General features: G+C 49.8%; 12 protein-coding genes. 2 read left to right on the top strand and 10 right to left on the bottom strand.

All coding sequences use genetic code 11. The features are described from left to right. The 9 genes from C5O23_RS00080 to C5O23_RS00040 all read right to left on the bottom strand — a co-directional run bounded on the left by C5O23_RS00080 (position 1) and on the right by C5O23_RS00040 (position 15,588). Positions 1–450, bottom strand: a complete 450-nt coding sequence (locus C5O23_RS00080) for a phage holin family protein (RefSeq protein ID WP_161553515.1) — start codon at positions 448–450, stop codon at positions 1–3. Between the two features lie 114 nt (positions 451–564). After that, the gene (locus C5O23_RS00075; RefSeq protein WP_128714664.1) at positions 565–1,050 is read right to left on the bottom strand and encodes a hypothetical protein; all 486 of its coding nucleotides are present in this window, start codon (positions 1,048–1,050) and stop codon (positions 565–567) included. Further along, the gene (locus tag C5O23_RS00070) at positions 1,047–1,538 is read right to left on the bottom strand and encodes a DUF4376 domain-containing protein (RefSeq protein WP_107030912.1); all 492 of its coding nucleotides are present in this window, start codon (positions 1,536–1,538) and stop codon (positions 1,047–1,049) included. The genes C5O23_RS00075 and C5O23_RS00070 overlap by 4 nt, the downstream gene beginning before the upstream one ends. An 84-nt stretch (positions 1,539–1,622) precedes the next feature. Then, entirely contained in the window at positions 1,623–3,107 is a 1,485-nt protein-coding gene (locus C5O23_RS00065; RefSeq protein WP_107030911.1) for an RNA-directed DNA polymerase, read from the bottom strand. Between the two features lie 295 nt (positions 3,108–3,402). Next, a complete protein-coding gene (locus tag C5O23_RS00060; RefSeq protein ID WP_107030910.1) occupies positions 3,403–11,826 on the bottom strand; it encodes a hypothetical protein in 8,424 nt (2,807 codons plus the stop codon). Next, positions 11,823–12,458 carry a hypothetical protein gene (locus tag C5O23_RS00055; RefSeq protein WP_107030909.1) on the bottom strand — a complete coding sequence of 212 codons (636 nt, stop codon included), beginning with the start codon at positions 12,456–12,458 and terminating at the stop codon, positions 11,823–11,825. Before C5O23_RS00055 ends, C5O23_RS00060 begins: the two co-directional genes overlap by 4 nt. A 12-nt stretch (positions 12,459–12,470) precedes the next feature. After that, on the bottom strand, positions 12,471–13,040 hold the full coding sequence (locus tag C5O23_RS00050) for a hypothetical protein (RefSeq protein ID WP_107030908.1): 570 nt from the start codon (positions 13,038–13,040) through the stop codon (positions 12,471–12,473). 86 nt (positions 13,041–13,126) lie between these two features. After that, positions 13,127–14,659, bottom strand: coding sequence for a hypothetical protein (locus C5O23_RS00045; protein ID WP_107030907.1), 1,533 nt, complete (start codon positions 14,657–14,659; stop codon positions 13,127–13,129). Positions 14,660–14,844: 185 nt separating this feature from the next. Then, a complete protein-coding gene (locus tag C5O23_RS00040; RefSeq protein ID WP_107030906.1) occupies positions 14,845–15,588 on the bottom strand; it encodes a hypothetical protein in 744 nt (247 codons plus the stop codon). Between the two features lie 135 nt (positions 15,589–15,723). On the opposite strand from C5O23_RS00040, the gene C5O23_RS00035 reads away from it, so the two are divergent. Together C5O23_RS00035 and C5O23_RS00030 are read left to right on the top strand one after the other, a co-directional pair. Then, positions 15,724–16,182: a hypothetical protein gene (locus tag C5O23_RS00035; protein ID WP_107030905.1), complete on the top strand. Its 459-nt coding sequence runs from the start codon at positions 15,724–15,726 to the stop codon at positions 16,180–16,182. After that, on the top strand, positions 16,124–18,235 hold the full coding sequence (locus C5O23_RS00030) for a terminase (RefSeq protein WP_205743416.1): 2,112 nt from the start codon (positions 16,124–16,126) through the stop codon (positions 18,233–18,235). Before C5O23_RS00035 ends, C5O23_RS00030 begins: the two co-directional genes overlap by 59 nt. A gap of 8 nt (positions 18,236–18,243) precedes the next feature. Here C5O23_RS00030 and C5O23_RS00025 read toward each other — a convergent pair whose 3' ends face one another. Continuing rightward, positions 18,244–20,199 (bottom strand): portal protein, encoded by a 1,956-nt coding sequence (locus C5O23_RS00025; RefSeq protein ID WP_107030903.1) that lies wholly within the window; start codon positions 20,197–20,199, stop codon positions 18,244–18,246. Positions 20,200–20,218 lie beyond the last annotated feature (19 nt).

Raw genomic sequence — 20,218 nt, 5'->3', positions numbered from 1 at the left:
TTAGTGATGATTTGATGTGTCTGATATTGTTGTAAACTGCTCCAGTATCTTCTGAGCGTCCTTTTCATGCGCACATTCTACGATACGCTTGATGATGTCAGGCAATTCGGCCATGTGGCTCTTACGCCGGGTGGCGTGTTCAAACATACTCTTTGCCTCTACTACAATCAGTCCGACACCAAACAGCACAACTACAAACGGCATGAAGTAGAAACTGAAGAACACACCGATACAGTCCACAAGAAAGCCTATTAAGATGAATCGCCAATATTCGCACATTTTGGCGATAGTCACTCTCAATTTGTGGGAGTGTACCCGCTGATTGGTTTTCTTCGCCGTGTGTACTCCATCCCAAAGGTCAAGCATAATGGCAACAATTACCAGTATGCACACGGCGAGGAATATGCCGAGGAACAGATAGAATTTGTCAAGTGATAAGATTGATTCCATGATGTGTAATTTTTGGTTTGGCGCAAAGTTACCCATATACAATCCCTGCCACTCTTTAACTTTTGTGATATGATACAAGTACGGCGCAGGAAGCAATCCTGCGCCGTCCACTCATTAACAAGATGAAAGTATCAAAATAAGCGATGTGTATAGGTTGTATAGCAGTCCGACCTCAAGCCAAAACACAAAGCGTCTGCGGTCAAACAGTAGTCCTGCCAGTATTGCTGTGATTGCTATGTATGGCACTCCGCTTGTCAGTATGAGCCATGCAAATGCCGACACACCCAGTATTATGGCGGCTCCGCTGTGTACCATGTTTGTCAGTTCCTCGCGGAATGCAGGAGCGGCCGCCACAAACAATATGGAAACGACAATAAAGAAAGCAACAAACTGATAGCTGTCGGGGGTTATGTTCATGAGAGGTACAAGAGCCAATGCCCCTGCTGTGGCTGTGCTGGTCGGGAAGAGCCATTTCGCCTCAGTATGGTAGTAGGTCTCGCTGATCGAACTTGGCAAGCCGACATTGAGAATGTACGCCGTGAGGTACAACGTCATTATGGCGCACGATAACGTCACGCATATAAAGTCTGCAATCATCATAGCGCGTCAGTAAATTTATTCCAGTCTATTTCCGCTTTGGCTTGCCACGCCTGCGCATAGCATTCCTGCGAGAACAACAGAAGAGCGTCCGTGAAACTCTCAAATTCTTCTGCGTCCTTGAACTCATAGAAAGCAGGACTACCGTCCGGGTAATCGCCCAGTTTGAATTGCAGAGGAAACATCGCAGCTCCAAGCCTCGGTATCTTTACCGATAGCCCGGTTATGTTGCGCTCCGCTTCCTCATCGTAGCGGACCGGTACGCCCTGCCATGAGAACCCGTTGCGCTTGCGCTCGTCAGCGTCCGCAGACAACTGCGCGTTGATGACTGCCTTTATCTCGTCAAGTGTGGGGCGGTGCTTGAACGTATGGCGATATTCGTATGTGCCTCCGTCCGTTGTCTCATAAAGTCCAAAGAAAAGCACCCATGTATCGCGTCCTATACGTTGCAGTCCGTCCTGCCGTATGGTTGTGCCATAAATCTTTTCCATATCAATATCAGATTTTTGGCACAAAGATAAGGGCCTGCTCCGCGCAGACCCTTTTAAGTTTAGTGACGTATCACCGAAAAGACATCAGGTAAACGAGAACTTTTGCTTGTTGCCGTCAAAGATTTCGCTAACGATGGTGGTCTCAAAGGGAAAGCCGTCCTCGATGTCCGAGATTTGGTCAAGGATATTCTTCATCTCTTCGCTCGCGGTGAAGAACTTGCCCCACTCGCCGGTAGCCTTGTCTTTGAAAGAAACAAGGTATCGGTCATCGCCCTGTGATGTGTTCATGCCTACCTCATAATCGTGTATCTCTAACGCTTTGTTTTGGATTGCGCCCAAGCGCATCACCTTTCCGGGAAAGCGTTTCTTCCCGTCTGCAGGAGTGTAGGTCACTCCCAGTTCAGAAAACTTTTTCATACGTTTACCTGTGATTAAGTGAAAAATATACTTACAATCTGCATGGCAAGCCATGCCTTTGAATGAGCCGATGATTTCTTGTCTGCGTTTTCGAGACTTTATCTTTGCCAGTTTACGGGCCGCGTTCTGCTTTGTGCGTCTGCGTATCCGGGCATAGTCTCCGAAATTCACATAGCCGAGTGCGTCCATGCCTGCCGATATGGGCGCAATCCTTTCACTGGACTTTATTGTCAGTCCAAGTTTGGCACTCTCTTCATGTAAGCACTCCCTTAATCTCCATAACTCCTTTTTACTTTCTGCCAGTATAAACGTATCGTCACAAAATCTGAAATAGTAAGCTGCACCGTGTTTCTCTATCATGGCGTGGTCGAGGTCGTTGAGATACAAGTTGCCGAAAAACTGCGATGAGCGTAGCCCTTTGCTGATTCCGACATCGCCGTCGGGGTGCAGGGCTTTCACAAAATTATGCAGTATTGGTAACAGCACTGGGTCTGATATGTACCGTTCTATCACGGTAATCATCCTATCATGGATGATGTTGTCATAGTAGCCTTGATAATCTGTCTGATAGTAGTATTTTAGATTAGGGTTAACCTTTATCGCATCTTGTATCTCATGGAACAGACCATGTGGCCCGCGTCCTTTTATAGAGGCGGCAGTGCTTTTTATCAATACTGGAGCAAGACGTTTCTCAATAACCTCCATTATGCTATTGCTTCCCATGCGTTCTACAACAATTGGAGCTTGGACTATCCTCATTTTCGGACCGTCTTTGGTCGCAAACGATGTCAGTTTGCTTATGCGGAAATCTCCGCTCTTGATTGACTGTTTGAGATACGCTACGATGGCATCCTTTTGCCGTATATACCGTGCTTGCCTGCGTGTGTACTCGTTGCCGTCTATCACAACACAATCTTTCTTCTCGGCATCGGTGGCCGATTGGCGCAGGTTTTTTATCACGCGGTTGAACGAAGATATGATATTGTCTTCGGCTATTATCTCTGGGATAAGGTTGCATAAAGGATAGTTGACCGAGGGGCAATCCTCGGTCAACTCCATGAATGTTGCTATGTCAGTGACCGCCTTCCGGTCCTGTGGAGAGAGGCATTGCCCCTCTCCACGTTTGGTTATAATGTTCTTCCGGCTTTCCATATTGTTATGCTGTTGCCGAGGCGCAAACCCCTCGGAGAAATGCCTTGCCTGTCTCGCAGGCGTGCAGGGTCATCCGATTGTTCTAACCATTCAGAATTTGAGCCGACCACCGTAGTTCGTGTTCGAGTTCGATGAAGCGTTGTTCGCGTTCGCATAAGCGAGGCCGCTGTTCGCATTCGAATTGTTGCCCGACCGCAAAACCACACGGCGCGCGGGGTTATCTGCCTTTCAAGGTGCAAAGTTACGAAAAAATCTCCGAACTCGACTCGCTTTTCGTGATTCGTGTCCGCTTACGCTATCCGACTATGACGAATTTTCCGCGGAAGGCGAGCCGACCACCGTAGAGCGTGACCGAGTACGATGAAGCGTAGTGCGCGTACGCATAAGCGAGGCCGCTGTACGCATGCGAATGGCTGCCCGACCGCAAAACCACACGGCCGCGTGAGCCGGGTAGCCAGTGTCCTGCCGCATAGTGGGTCGTATATTTGCTTGTGTCGGTCTGATGAACCTTACTTGCAAGAATGTCACATTTCGCGCCATGAACAACACGCACAACGCAATGACCGCTGCCAGTTACGGTCTGCACAACTCGTTCCGTTTTTGTCACGGGGTCATAGATGTGCGCCTTATAGTCAATCGGGGCGTTGTTATTATTGTCAAGACAGCGGTTCTTATAGAACTCAGCATAGCTTGTCACGTTGCAGGCGATGTAATCCATCCATTCAGAATCACAGCCGACATAGTGTTTAAGACCAAGTATGGAGTTCATGGCATTACCTACATACACAGTATCCGCCATGCCTATGCTGTCTCGAATATTTAGGGTTGCGTCATGTGCGCCGTTACCCACAACTGCTTGCTCATTTGTCGTTCCGGCCAAAGCCCACCAAAGATTGCTGATTTCCTTATGCTGCTCATAGTCCTGCAACTGGTAGCCGGGGCCACGTCTGCGAGTGCTGTTTTGGAAATCCTTTGCTGTGTAGTTGATTGTTCCGACTGGCGTTTCGGTCGGATTGCCATCCGAATCATACGCCCACTCTGATGACGTTGAAGATGTGCCGTTGCCTTTCTTGGAACGAACTGCACCCGAAAGACTGCGAGGCATCTTCAGTCCGTCAATTGTTATCGGATATGTACCGACAAGGCTGTCGTTTTCGCCTACGGTGTGTTCCGTCCATTCGGGTTCGATCGCTTCAATATGTGCGCTGTCAACTGCCAGGCACATTATGTCACCGATATCGCGGTATGAAGTAAAGTACATCCACTTCGCTCCGCTCGGCACATCGCAGAAGATATAGTTGCCGATCGAGAAATCAAAGTAGGTATGGCTTACCTGCATGATGAATGAACCTACAATCCGTCCGTCTGCGTCAGTGAACACAGCACCGAGGCGTGCGTGGTTCAGTCCGGGCCAACGTACCTGCTTCATACCCTCAACGTCCATGCGATAGGCATTGGTGTTGGAAGCAGTGGCGATAATGCTGTCATCTATCATTTCACCTGCTTGTGCTTCATCTGCATATACGCCTGTGTTCTCTGCATAGAGCAGTTCCGATAACATTGCTTTCAAGCTCTTGTTTACTGTTGATAGCGGTTCGCCATCAGTGGTAGAATACAAGATGTATTTCTTTTGGTTCTTGTAGTCGTTCACACCCTTATACCAGTGGTGTGGGAGATGGTGGAAGATGTCAAAACCCTCTCCGGCTTGGTCGGCGTTGTCGAAACTCTCACCCGAATTGAGATATCCGAAATCCGTGTCGCTCAACTGAACGCCTTCCATTTGGTTGAGTTTGGGGTTGAATGTACACTTATAGGCGTGCGTACCCTGCTTGATTTTTAGGGTGTGACCGCTTGGAACAAACGCTTTGTTATACTCCGCGCCTGTCTCGTTTTCTGGGTTGCTGTATCTCTCGCAGAAATCTCCGCTGATGATGTCATCAATCTTCAGCATGGAGAACTGGGAGTTGATGAGCGTGAGTTCGGGGAAATAGCGGTCAAGGGTAGTAAGACCTGCATTGCCGTCCACATCTTCATCTTCTATCAGTTCCGACAGTATCCAGCGGCCTGTGATACCCGAACACTGACCGCTCTCTTCGCATGCCTTGCCGGTTGCGTCAAGACCTATGGCTCCGGTCCTGCGCAACTGACGCAGTACCGACACGCTTGCCGTCATGTTGATGTCGGGAATACGCACCTCGCGGATTGCTCCTGCCTGCGCTATGTTCATTACAAGACCCTCTACGTCCACGAAGTCGCACCCCTCCACCCATAGGCGGTTGATGCCATTGACGCTTTCAAGAGTTAGACCGCCGGGATATGTGAGCCTCGGCAGGTTCACAAGCTCCAGTTTCGTGACGCTTGCAGGAAGTGTCAGCGTTTCAATAGGCGCGGTCTGCGCGAGGTCGCAGTTTGTCAGAGGCGTGTTGTTGGCTATGATTGCCTCGATACGCGGACAGCCTTTTGCGTCCACGCTCGTTGCCGTTGTGTTGCTCACGTCAAGTCGGCGCAGGAACGGCATATCTCCGAGCGTCAAGTTGCCAAGTGAATTGAAACCGTTGAGCGCAGTATTCGCGGTGTGCTTCTCTCCACCCAATATGATTTCTTCGGCAAGCTGCATCTTGCTCAAATCATCAAAATGGAATGCAAGCGACATTTCCGAAAGGTCAATCATGCTCATGCGCCCGGTCTGATAGATGTAGAGCAACGCGCCTGCGTCATGAGCAAAAAGCGTGAACGCGTGGGTCTGTCCTGCTTCCAAAAAGACGGATTCCGACAACTGACCGCTTGCGTCATTACCGATTCCGAAATATCCCGGAGCTGCTGCGGTGATGTAGATTTTAGAATCGGCTTTGATGGCAGACACACGTCCGCTCAATGGATTGGTAAAGAAGTCGCCTGTCTGATAATAGCCGTCACGGATTGCCCATCGTTGCTCTATGAAGCGAGGTAAGGAGGTCAATCCCAGGCCGTGCAGTGCATAGAAATACGGCTGATTGGCTATCCCGGTATTATCTATGTACTTACGCTCCCCGTCATAGGAAGAGATGACTTTCGGCCAGAACATCAGTCGCTTCTCCACAAAGAAATATAACGCGCCGTCAGGCGAGAACGGAACGATTGTCTTGCCGTCAATCTGCGCAGTCTGATTTCGCATTCGGTTTACAACACTCTTCAGTGATATGGTGGTCGTGCCGAGGTCGTTGCTGTTCCAGCACTCCTGCTGACGGTCCATGTTGTTGAAGAGTACCGAGCCGTAACCCATGTAGGGATTGGTATAACCGGTAGCTTCATCAGTCATCTTGTTGGGGTCTACCTCCGCGTCTATGTCTCGGCCGCCGTCATTGTCTGCGCCGTTGCAGGTGTCACAGTCATATACCTTGTTAAGATACATTCGGGTTGGCTCCATATTTCGGTAGCCGGAGTAAACGCCGTTCTCTACCGAACAGCCGTCCTCCAAGAAGAACATAGGCTGCATATTCTTGGCTCGTTGGTCAACAGCCGCGAGATAGTCAGTAAAGGCGGTGTATGCCATTGCGCTCTCAAGCGACATATAGCGGTAGGCGTTCTCTCTCCATATCTTCTCCCACCCGTTGACTTTGGAGTAGTCGCAGGAGTTGAAGAAACGAAGCATATTGAAGAGGTCGTAGGGTACTTTCTTGCCGAGTGCCAAATCCTCTTGGAGTTGGTCATCGTCAATCATGCACTCAAAGTAGTACGTCCATGCAGGATATTCCGTAGCCGCAAGTCCGAGTTTGCGAACCCATGATGAAATCTGTGTTGACGGCTTCATCATGTCTTCAATAGTCGCTACACCCTGCCACCAGTCCATACCTGCATATTGCAGTAGTTCGTAACCACTCACCGGGTTAAGCACATCGCCGGTCACAACCCACATGCCGTCAACCTGCTTCATTGAGCCAGTCGAACGTGTCCATGCGCCGTTCTTGTAGCGGTAGATAGCATAGTCGCGTCCGCAATACTGTGATATGAGATACACATTCTTTTGGGCGGCCTCTGTATTTGTTTCGGGGTCTGCCTTGAAACGAGCCTCGGTTTGCGCGAGGGTTTCATCGGGTGTGCCGAAGTATTCCACAAAGTCTCCGTAGTTGAGACAGCCTTTGTTATAGCCGGGTGTATCCTTGAAGCCGAGGGCGGTCTGCTCTCCCTTGTCCTCTTTCCAGTTGCCCTTGGCATGAAACCATGCGTCCTGCAAGGTGTCGGTCGTGGCGCGGAAGCAGGCTATCGGGTGGTTCTTTGTGGAATGGTCCATCTGACGACCCGTGATAACGTCTCCGTTGGAAAGAATCTGACGCCCGTCAAAGGCTCTTTGCGCCGGGGTCATGTATGACGAGCCGAGAGAGCGGAATGTGGCGTTCATCATATCGCACACGCCGCAGTCGTTGGCATTGGAACTGTCGGAATAATCGACTTTGACAGTAACCACGTCAATAAAGTTACCAGTCTCAGCGCAAAACACCTTTCGGTCAGCAGCAGCCTTGATTGCGTTGAGTCCAAGTTCGGTGCTGTCATCGGGATTGAGCAGGGTGACGGTCGCTTTAAGTCCTGTGGTCTTGTTCTTCTTGTTGAAGTTGAAGCGGTCGTTCTTAATGGGTCGCTGTGCCGAAGTCGTTCCCTGCCTGCGCCAAAGCACATTCACAGCCTTGAAGTTTACTTCCGGATGCTGTGGGTTGAAGTAGTACAGCGTGCAGGCAAACTGGTCGCTTGTTGATGTACCGCCGTTCAGAGCATAGTCGAAATTATTGAATGTGGTCTGGTCGGCGACAATCACATAGTAAGGTATACCTTTGGCCGCCATAAGGCTCATGGACGGCTTGCCTGTCGTATCCAGTACATTCTCTTTGTCATACTCCGCAATCATGGCGCGGACATCGCTCAACTTGCAAAGGTAGTTGCGGAATGCCTGCAACCATTCCATATAGGAGTTGTAGGCCATGATGTAGTTGAGGTTGAAATCGCCGTTCTCGGAGTTGAACGTGATTGTCCTGTTCTGACGCAGTGCGCTCGTTCCCGGCTGATAGCCGATAGAAGCACACTCCTCGCCATTCACATAGAGTTTGACAAATGAGTAATTTGTTCCGCTCGATGCTTCTGAGGCTTTGTAGGTGACATACTTGCTGCCCGGCTCTACAACAATGGCAACTGTTACTTTCTCTCCGCACTTGAACCCTACGCGCTGACGCTTCGGAGTTCCGTTGAGGACCGTAAGCACTACCTCGTTGCCTCGGATATAGAAGCCGACACCTGCGGCTGGGTCGTAGCACTCGCAGAGCATGGCATCCTTGTCCTTGATGCTCTTGGTTGAGAAAGCCAACTGGATTGCGGCTCCGCTCGTTTCAAGGGCTGATGATGAGAACGGTGCATAAGGTATCTCCGCTTTTACATTCTCGGCGATACGCAGAACATTCTCTCCCAGTACCGACACAAAGCCGTTGGAGTTCCAGTTGCTGCCGCTTACGTTCATGGAGTAGCCGTTGTCCTCAATGGTGTGGTCGGTCTCGCTGTTGTTTCGGGTGGAGAAGTCAAAGGCGAACAATGCACCCTCTTTGACCTCAGCGTCTATTGCTGAACCCTCAACGGTCAGTGTGACGGTCAAGGACTTTGATGTTCCGCTCTGTGCGTACACGTCAAAACTCTTGCTTCCGTCCGAGGCATAACCTTGAATCTGCTTCGTTACATTGAGCGTCTGACTGGTTTCGCAGTTGGCGGTAGTGGCTATATGTCCGTCAATCATTACCTCAATGGCTGTGCGTGTTTTGCCCGGAGTGTAAGCTGCGACATCAAGCGCGATGGAATCATACAAGCGCACTTTACCCTCGTTGCGGTCATCGTATCGCATGACTACAATCGGCGTGCTGTTGTTTGCGTCAACGCACATCACGGCTGTGTAGATTGTATTGCCTGTCACACCCGAAGCAATGTCTTTGCCTTGAATGCGCAGGGGGTATGCGCCGTGCGTCAGTTGTTCGGAATTGCCGAACACGTTGTTGGGGTTGATGCTTATGTTGTGACTGTACTGGTCGGTAACGGTCGCTGTGCCGAGGGTACGCCATTCCCCATTGTAGAACATTTCAGTGGTTACGAGAATGCCCTGTTTGGTGCTGACGTTGTTTTCAAACTTATACATCGGCAGGCTCTTCTCGCGTCCTCCTGCTTCAAGAGCGGTGGCGGCTGAGTAGTTAAGTGCCTGCACACAGGTACACGTCACGTCAACGGCGGTAACGCTGATTACACGAGTGCGCTCGTTGCCGTCCGCGTCAGTGGCTTTGATTTTGTAGTCCTTGCTCGATGCCCCGGTTATGAACTCGGTAAAGTCAAATTCAAATTTGAGGTCATTGGCTGATGTTGAGGACGGCTGATTGACAACCTCACTCCACAACTCTATATTGGTGGTCGGGTCGATGATACTCAGTGAGCGGATTGTTCCCAGTACCTCATCTTCGCCGTCATAACTTACGCTCTTGATGGCGGCCGACAAAACGATTTTACCACCATACGCGCCCCATACGGCAGAGTCGCAGTAGATGGTGAGTGTGCTTCCGCTCTGACCGCCACCGCCGTTGCTCTTGGGTATCTTCACGGAATCGCCGAGAGGTTCGCCTGCTTTAGTTACGGCTTGTATGATATAATCCGATGGGGCGGGTTCTATCTGCAAGCCTCCGAATGAGCGTTGTTCCATATCGTACGCGCCGCCGGTTGACAATGCTTTAGTGCCGTTTACCTCTGGCTCGTTGCCGAGTTCAAAAGTAGAGCCACCGCCACCGCCGAAGTCTGGCCATAGGTCATCGCCGTTTGTCGCGGATATATCCTGCACCTGCCCACGGAACTGCTTTGTCTCCCATGCATGGGGCGTTTTGGAAGAATCCCTGCGGTAGGTTATGACAAGTCCGGATTTGAGATAGTTTACCCCGGTGGTGTCGCGCAGGTCAATGAGTGCCTGTATGGCAAGCGACATGGTGTAGTCTTTATCTTCGCACACCTCATTGACATTCACGATGGCTTCTGCGCCTGCGCTCATGCCTGCGAGATCGAGCCAGTTTTCACTGCTCAAAACATCTTCCTTTTCAAGTGTCGCGCCGACATACTGGTATATCTTCCACGCACCGTGAGCAACGGCAAAGGTAATCTGCAAGCCGAAACCTGCCTTTCCCTGCTCATAGACTATCGCTGGAGCATAATACTTGGTGTCGGTCGGGTCGTTCAATTGATAGAACAACTTGTCGGGGTCGCTTGTGGGTATTTCCGATGTGAGGTTGAACGTATTGCCGACTGAAGCCCCTCCGACCATTGTCAGTTTATCGTTGATAATGCGGTATAGTCCGTCTGCCATACGATATAGACAGCCGGAATTATACGTCATGTCAGAGTTATATTCTTCTTCAGGGAGGTCATAAAAATTGGTGTTGCCAAAACTGCGGAAATACCAACCGCCCTCTTCATTCGGACAAAGCCATACACCACTTTTAGGTGTAGTGCCGGTTCCATCCCATTGACCGTCACAAAGCAGAATCCCTAAGTTGCGCAATCGGTTGGCTGTGTCGTACAGTCGGTTATCGGTGTTTTTTAGATTTTCCTGCAACTGCGCTCCTTCATCGCCGGGGAACGCCGTGTTTGCTGTACGACCCAGTGCAAGGTCATTACCAATGATGACAAGTTGTGTGCCACTCCAACGATAGGTTTTATTATCTGAGGTAGAAATATACACCTTGCCACCTTCGGGGATTCTACCTTTTGCGTCAACTTCACCAAAGGAGCCACCGTCAAGCCAGTTGTTGTAGTAGGTGAATTTTGATGTGATGAGTGAGGCTGTTCCGTCCGTAAGTTCCCAGTAATCCACAACGTTCAATAGAGGCAACGCCTCAACGCTCTCTGCGGTGGCGGTGGCAGGAGTGTTGAGTGTCTTTATCGGGCGCAATATCTGCTCTCCCCATTGTGTACGCTGTTCATCGGGTATGGCCAAATGCGACACTGCAAGAATAAATCGGTTGCGGTCGCTGTCATAAACCACCATACAACCGGCATCAGTTGATTTTTTGTTCGCTGATTGTGCAAGCGGTGTTATGTCGGAGACTATGGCATTGAACTCTACGACATCATCAACGAAGCCGGGAAGCTGCGCTGACGGAACTTTGCCGTTTGCGTCAAGAGAGGCCAGGCCGTTAGCCTTGCCCTTGCTGTTGTTGATGCTCTGAATGCTTGTCTCAGCATTGGTCACGCGAGTTTTCAGGCCGGACACATCGGTCGTGAGCGTATTGACCGAACTGCCGATAGTGTCTATCTGAGTGCGGATTTGGTCAATGCTCTGCTTGTTGGCTGAAACATCGGTAGCCAGTGCTTTCAATTCAGCGTCAAGTGCCGCAACGGCTTCATTGTATTGTTGGCTGTCAATGGTCGGGTTGCCTGCGCTTTCCCCGGTTGCCACCCACGCACCGCCGTCAGCGATGTACAAGGGGGCCGGGAGAGTGTTGCCGATTAATGCCCACCAACCATCATGCGGTAGCGGATATGCCTCACGGAGTTTTGTCACGTCAAGGAAGATTCCCTTGTTGGGGCCTTTGATGTTTCGTGCATCAAGCCAACCCTCAATTTTGAGATTCTTCTTAACGGTCGCATTTCCCTGTATGGTCGCATTTCCGCCTGCGGTGACGTGTCTGCCAATCGCAACGTCACCCTCAATTTCGGTTGTCTTTATCTGACTCATACTAAAAGTTGTTTGCTAAGGTCTGACATCATTGAGGATAGGTCGCCTTGACCGATAGTGGCAAGCACAAGCGAGGCGGCTTGATAGACCACGGACATATAGCAACGCTCCGGGATTTCAATACCGCCATCACAATCTACCCTCGGCAGGGGGATATAGACGGCTTGCTCTACTGTTGCGGTCGCGTCCTTGCAGGAGAATAGCTCCAGCGCACGACCCTCGGCACGGCTGACAATTGCCACTACTGGTTTCTGCGGATTGCCTCGCAGTCCTTTGTAGCGTGAGAATTGCAGTTGATACTGAGGGTCGGCGGCTGTGATTGGCTCATACACAGGTCGCTCCCAATCGCTCATTTTGAAGATTAAGAGGCGCATGAAATCTTCGGGCAGGAGTGTCCAACCCGAACCTTTGCTACGCCAAAAGATTGCATCGCCGAATGGCTGACCGCCGTCAAGCAGGTGCGTGGGTGCTTCGGTCACCACACGGCGCACTGCTTCGACAATCTTGGAGCGGACAATGTCGTTCAACGATAGGGTGTCAATATCCTCATCCGCTATCAGTTGTTCGCTCGTTTTGTTCTCATCTATGGCGATACGCACGTCACGCGCTATATGCAGGATTTTGTACACCATATCGCTGGACGTTTATACGAAGATGATGTCAACGCCGCGTGCCTTGCCTGCGGCTACTATATCCTCGCGGTTGCGGAGTTTGGAACGTACAAATCCGAAAGTCTGCTCAAGGTAGTCCTTTGCGTCATCGTTGCAAGAGAACTCTACCTGCGTTGTCGCAGGAACAGTCTCGGCGTTGTCCTCTGCCTCGGCGTTGTCCTCTGCCTCGACTTCATTGTCGGCCTGCGTGTCGGGGGCGTTCTCGTCCTCCTTGACTGGAGCGTCCACGCTCTCGGTAGAGATTGGAGCAGGGGCCGGAATGGGAAGCGCAACTTTTGGAACGTTGCACTCGATTTCTACAACACCATTAAGTTTTACACGTCTAACGACTTTTATTTTGCCGTTATGAAATTCAGGACTATTCTCAATAGCAAACTGAATAACGGGGTTCTCAGTAGTGAATGTGGCAGGTGTTACACCTTGTGTTGTTATGCTGCCTCCTGTGAATGCAACTTTAACAGTGGCTTTACCCATACGCAGACGTGCGTGCCACTCTATGAGATTGTAAACGCCGTAGGTTGTTTTAGTCTTTTTCGTATTCATAATTGAGAGTTATTAGAAAGAGGGAAGTGGATGTGCGGGCTGCACTCCGCTTCCCTCCGTTTTAGGAATTTCGGTTGTGTAGTATTTTAGTTAGCTAAAATTTCACCCGTGTACTCTTTCCACGACTTTGAAGTGCTGTCATATTGCCACATTGTGCCACTGACAGCCTTGGCATTAATTCCGGGACAATCGCTGACGAGTACATAGACCTTACCCTCAATCGGGCTTTCAGGAGCCTCCTCACTGCCCCAAAGGGCGTAAGTCGTTGCGCCTTCTGCCGAGCACTCGCCCTCGCCGTCAATCCAGATATGGCAAGAGCCTTTGAGAGCAAGAGCATCCCATACGATTGTATGCTCACGGCTTGCCTCATGTCCGTCCACTCGTTCACTGTCTTTGTGCTCAGAAGAGTAAACGTAATGAACAAGGCGATCATAAGCGATGACAGCTGCGCTATTACTCCAGCCGAGGTAGTCAAGAGTCGGCTCGCGTTTGAACTCGAACTCGCCGAATACGGTATGAATGGCTGTTACCTGCCAACCGAGTTTGTTAGTCTTTACCGAAATCTGTACTTCGGGGTGTTTTGAAAAGTCGATGCACTGAACGCTCTCAAGGAAGTTTTTACCACAGAGCATCACCACAGACTTTGGCACATCTTCTCCGGTAAAAATCATCTTGGCAACGCTGATGAACTCCTCAAACGTCCACTTGCCTTTGTGGTCAAGGTGACGTTTAATCTGCCAGCGGACCCCCTCGGTTGTATAGACTGTCTGCTGGCCAAGCTCGGTATCAACCGTGAACTTGCTTGCGCGACTGGCCCATAGGGTGCGGTTACCCTTTGTTTTGAAGTTGCGAATCTGAGCCTCTGCGATGAGAGCCTTACTGAACGGAATACGTTTGGCAACACTCTCAAAGTAGTCCGATGTGATGCTGTTCATTCCACGCTTCTGAGCATAAATAAGCGATGGAGAAGGCACAACGAAATCGGGAAGAACTTCTTTCTGAGTCTCGAACATAGCATTAGCGAGAATAACAAGCGTTGTACCTGCCGGAATTTCGGGAACAAGACAAGAATCATCGGTTGCTTCGTTCTTGGGACCGTTGACGGCGATAGCGATAGGATTACCTGAAACCTTGTCGCGGTCGGTTATGAAAAGCATGAGGTCTTTGCCCGGAGTCTTGGTTTTGCCGTCCGAAGCATAACCGTCAACTCCTTTGACGAGAATTGTGCCATAAGGCTGAAGTAACTTCTTGTCTGCATTGTCAAGAGGGAGAACAGCAACATTTCCTGTTCCATCACCAACGGTTGCGTTGGTAACTACGCTCGGACGCGCTTGGTCAATTGCGAAATGTTGAATTTCGGGTGAATTGACCGGAACTTTCTTAGCATTGAGCATAAGCTGCATGAGAGGCGTATCATCGCTTTCAAACTTGAAAAGTTCTTTGTCAATGTCAACTTCTATAAAATTGCCTGCTCCGACACCGCCAGTAGCGGTCGCGGCCGCGCTGACGGTCGTTGCCTCGCCTGCAACCTGCGTAGGTAAGCCGGCGTGACCGGGGGAAGTGGTGGCAGGCGTTCCGCCTGTTACCACAGCATTCTGAGTGCTGATTTCTTCTGCCATGTCTTTTGAAATTAAATGATTATTTATTTGATGTGGATATTATGTTACCTGCTTTTAGCCCGCCAGTAGCATTGGATACTGCACTGACAGTTGTCACCATACCCATGCACTGGCTTTCAAGTCCGACACTACCTTTTGATGGTTTTTCGGGCTTAGTTTTCACTACTCGTACTCGTTGATGCATTTTACTGAGCCTCTGCTGCGAGGTCGAATATTGATTGATTCTTTTGAGGTGAACTTGAATGCCCTTGTCCGTTCTTGCCTCCGAGGGGTGCTGTGCCATCGCCTTTATTGCTCTTTCGCAGTTTCTCGGTTATCTTGGCGTTGCGTCCTGCCACTTCGCCCTCTTCCCCGGCGGCCGCCACATCTGCGTCATAGTTGAGTGCCTTGCAGGCCATGTTGAGAGTTTCGGTACTGAATTTGCCCATAACACCGTCACGGACTACGCCGAGCAGAAAATCTACAACTTGGTCAATCTGCTCATCGCTCATGCCTCGCTCGGCCTGGAACTGACGGAGAGTATCAAGCGTATTGTCCATGTTCTTCTCATACTCTTCATCAAGTTTCTTAGAGTTGGCTATGCGCTCAACATACTCCTTGTTTGCTTCGGCTATCCTATCCTGCATTTCGGGGTCGTCAAGAACGTCCTTGATTTCTACGCCGAAGTTGCGGACAAGACCGAGGACGGGGTCGTTGCCGTTGTGCATATCGGTTAGGAACTGCGCACTGCGAGGGTCGGCCGCAAACATATCTGACAGCGATTTCTCCCTGCCTCTTAATCCCTCCAGTTCTGCCTCGTAAGTATCGTAATCATCGGAAATCTGTCCATAGATTTCCTCATCGTCCTCGAATTTCTTGTCGGGGTATTTACTACGCAGGCGGTCAAGATGTTGGTCGCGTCTGCTCTTAACTTCGTTATTATCAGCCATTACTTTGAAAATCTTATGGTTGTGTCAATCTTATGCGCAAAAGTAAGGTTATAAATTCGTGGGCGACTTTTAAGTTTTGTGACGTGAATTGGGTAACTTTGCAAGTACCTTTCAATCAATATCGCAATGGAATAGATGGCAAAACATTTCGGCTCAATAATGGATTTTACACGAGAGCGCAACGATGACCTTATGCGTGCGTATCGTGAGCAGCTTGCATTGGCTAACTACATTATCATGCCCGAAATTTTTGAAAAAGTGGCTGAATCTCCGGCCAAACGCTTTTGGGTTTCCGAAGAACGTGCCGCCGTTGAGGTATCGCGTATGTTGGTTGGAAAGCCATTCTCACGTATGCGCCCGAATAAACGTGAGATGTTTGAAGAGATATTTCGCAGATATATTGCTCTACGCGACTTACACCCGGATAAATCACTTTTTGTTTTGGTGTCTGATATTGTTCGTCAGCCTGCACCGAAATTTTATCTCACACCTCGTACTGTTGGAGAATTTATATATCGTATTAAGAATGGTTGGTATGACAAGCAGTTTGACCGATATAGAAAAGATATTGACGGAGAACGACCGCAGGAATGAGGTGATGTATGCGCCGTTCAACCCGATAACTGGGGAAGGGTCTATTGGAGAGAGGGTGCAGGTATATATCTCCGATTTCGCTATACCTGTTCAGTGGTTGCCTGCCGAGATGATGGCAATCCCTTTTGTCGGCAAACTTATCAAGGCCGGATCTATTGATAAATTCCTTTCCGATGTCATGCACGTTGAGCCTAACGACATCGACCATGACAAGGTTGCAGAAAAATTTATCCGCTTACGCTATCGTCATGACTTTCCGTTTTGGGCAGCTACACTTGTGTGGATACACAACAAGGACGCAGGCGCGGACGTGCTTTTTCGCCTGCGCTATCCTCAACGCATACTGGTATCACGCTTTGAAGAGAAGCGAAAGGCGGGTCTGCCGATACGTCTTATCCTGCTGAAAGCACGTCAGTGGGGCGGCTCCACTACGACCCAGTTGTATATGGCTTGGTTGCAGTTCTTTCACAAACGTGGTCTCAATTCACTTATCATCGCCCATCAAGGCACGGCTTCCGATGAAATCAAGGATATGTTCGACACGATGATTAAGGAATATCCTATTGAATTGCTCTATGACATGGGAGAAACCTACAATGAGAATGAGCCTAAAATGGTCGGGGTCGGTAAATCCGGCTCCACATCGCGCGTGCCTCAGCGCAACTGCAAGATTAAAATTGGTACAGCAGAGCGTCCTGATGGTTGTCGTGGCGGTGCGTACTCTCTTGTACACCTCTCCGAAGTCGGTATATGGAAAAAGACTGACGGCAAGTCGCCCGAAGATATTGTGCGTTCTGCATGTTCGGGTATTCTCCTGCGTCCGCTTACCATGATTGTAATGGAATCAACGGCAAACGGAACCGGTAATTTCTTCCACACTGAATATTCTGCGGCCGCTGACCCCGATATACCCTCGCAGTTTGAAGCGTTGTTTATTTCATGGTTTCAGATTGAGCAGTATTCTCTGCCTTTTGACAGCGGCGAGGCTCTGCGTGACTTTGCCCGGTGGCTCTACGAAAATCGGGAGAACGACAATGTACTATCCACACGCGAGGAATGCGGTAAGTATCTTTGGTGGCTGTGGGAGAAAGGTGCATCACTGGAAGCAATCAACTGGTACATCAAGGAGCGTAGCGGTAAGAACGACCACGGCGTTATGGCTTCCGAGTTTCCCTCTGATGATGTTGAGGCGTTTGTTCATTCCGGCACAATGGTGTTTGACAAATACCACGTTGAAGAATTTGACAAGGCGTGCCGTCCGCCTCGTTTTATCGGTGATGTGTATGCCGATGGAGACGAGGGAGAATCGGCTCTTGAAAATCTGCGTTTCCATGAGGACAGGCAAGGGCAGTTGTGGATATGGGCGAAACCCGAAGAAGATGATGATGTTGAGATTACTGACCGCTATCTGACTGTCGTTGACGTGGGCGGTCGCTCGTCTAAAGCCGACTGGTCGGTTATCCTTGTTATTGACCGCTTGAATATGATTGAGGGTGGTCGCCCGGCTGTGGTCGCTCAATGGTATGGGCATTGCGATATTGACCGCCTCGCGTGGAAAGCTGCACAGGTGGCGGCTTATTATAACAACTCCTTGCTGGTTATAGAGAGCAACACTCTTGAGACACATGACCGCGAAAGGCAAGTAGAGGGTGGCGACCAGTCGCAATATATCCTCAATCAGATTTCAACCATATATCCAAACCTCTACGCACGCCGTCAGTCTGAGGACGAGATAAGGCAGGGAATTCCGCGTAAATACGGCTTCCACACCAACATCGCCACAAAGCCGATGATTATATCAACGCTTGTCAAGGTCATACGAGAACATCTGTACACAGAGCGCGATAAGCGTTGTCTCGCTGAGTATCTTACATATGAACGCAAGCCCAATGGGGCGTATGGTGCGATTGTTGGCAAGCACGATGACTTGCTGATGACACGCGCTATCGGTATGCACATCTGCTTCTATGAGATGGAGATTCCACGGATTATCCCCAAAAAGCTGGAACAGGCGAGAAAAAGAAAAGGCCCCGTTTCCGAGGCCGTTTTCTGATTGTATAGTTATGCTGCCATCAACATCTGATGTGCCTTTTGGGCTGCCTGCATATTTGCTCCCTGCTGGACCTGTTGTGCAAGTTCGGGCGATAGACCGTCCGGCATCTGGCCTTTCTCCAGTTGTTCACGCTGGCTCTTGATACTTTGCAGGAGTTTATCGGCAAATGGGAAGTCGCCGTGTTCAAGCAATTGCTCCACTGAGATTGCCTGCACCTCAAACAGTTTCATCAGAATATCGTTCGCAATCGCGCGATACGCCGGGGTTGACGTGCTTTCAACGATTGACAGGTCAAACTCAACGTCACGGATTTTGCGTGGGTCGTACTCAACGATTGCCGAGTTCTTGCCTGCGATGTTAAATACTCGCGGTGTATCATAAAACTGCTGTATGTTTTTGACATCCTTTGTCGCACCGTCTTTGATAAAAGAAGAGAATGTATCAAGCAGGTCAAGCAACGAGGTCGTTGCGTTCTGCGCCTGCTGATTGTAGAGACTGGCCGACATACCCGAATAGCCGGGTTTGCCCTGCAATGCGCCGTTCACGCCCGATATGTCCTCAAAGAACTTAAGCTGCATATTCAGCAACTCGGTAATGCCTATCTGCGTGCAGTTGTTGGCAACCTGCTGCGGTAATGCCGTGCCTGTCTTTGGTTGCTTTATCATTATCACGCCGTTGAAGCGCGCCCACTCGTCTGCTATATCTTCAATTGACATTCCTTTTGGCAGACATTCTTCCGGGAAGAGTAGCACACCCTTTGCGCTTGCACGCATAATCCAGTCGTACATCGTGATGAGGCGATTGGTATATCGCTGTTGGTCGATCACATTGCTTACAAATGAATGTATCTCGCCGTCAATAAATGGATATGCCTTGAACACATAAGGATGGCTCTTGTGTTCGTAAGGTGTTTCTCCCTCGTCAAGTATGTCGCCAAAAGGTGTCAGATAGTAATAATACCAGTATGAATCAATAAACCACTCACATTGAATTAACGGAATTTCGCCCGGCTCCATGCCCAGTTCCGCACCTTCTCGCAGGCGTTCCCTGTTGACACTGCCGACAAATTCCTCATAATCCGCGATGTCAATCTTAAACACATCGCCATTGTTGACATCGTGGCAACGGTAACGTGGCTTGCTCTCTTTGCGCCATACCTCTATCACGCGACAGCGTGTGAGGTCACGAGGTACAAGGAAGTCGAAATATCCCTGCAACGGATAACCGAAATAGTCATAGGTAGCACCTACCACAGCCTTATCTCGTGCATGGGCGTATATCTCGGAAAGTCTTGAATAGTCGGCCTCGTTATGGGCGAAGCGTCCGCACAACTCCTCAAACGATATATCGTGAACTTCACCGAGACAGGACACATCCCACCCTCGGAAGTCTCGCATATTATTATCAATAAAGAAATTGTTTGGCTGAACGTAGTCCGTCCAACAATCCAGTTTGTCATTGCGCCAGCCATACCATTTTCGCTGTACCACAAAACCGGAGATAAGAAACTCTTCCATGCACCGGGCATTTATCTCAGTCATGCGGTTGAGCTGCATATTGCATTGCAGGACGGTCGACATTGTTTCTCCGTATTTCTGCTCATCGCGGTCTCGCGCCGTGCAGGTCGGCTCTTTGGCTTGACTGCGGTACACGCCGAGTACCGCCTGCACCATTCGGCGGATAAGGTTGTTTTTTAACGCGACATTACCCTGCGACTTGATGTAGTCCTCTTCCTTGACCATCTTACCGTCAACGCAGATATAGTCATCCCACTGTCTGCCGTATGTATAGTTCTTGTTGCGCTCTCGGTCTTGACGGAATGTCTCCATTGCCTGCCAATATTGTTGCGCTTCCCATAGAACATCAAAGGCTCGGTTGCGCCCCGTACTCTTGGCGCGTGCCACGCTGTCCAGTTCACTCTTGGGCATTACGCGGCTTGCTTTATGTAATTTCTTCTTTGCCATTGTGATTGGTATATAGTGG

It is taken from the genome of Duncaniella muris, assembly GCF_003024805.1.
GTDB lineage: Bacteria > Bacteroidota > Bacteroidia > Bacteroidales > Muribaculaceae > Duncaniella > Duncaniella muris.
Note: the sequence above shows the minus strand (reverse complement) of the source record. Positions and strands in the feature narration are given on the sequence as shown.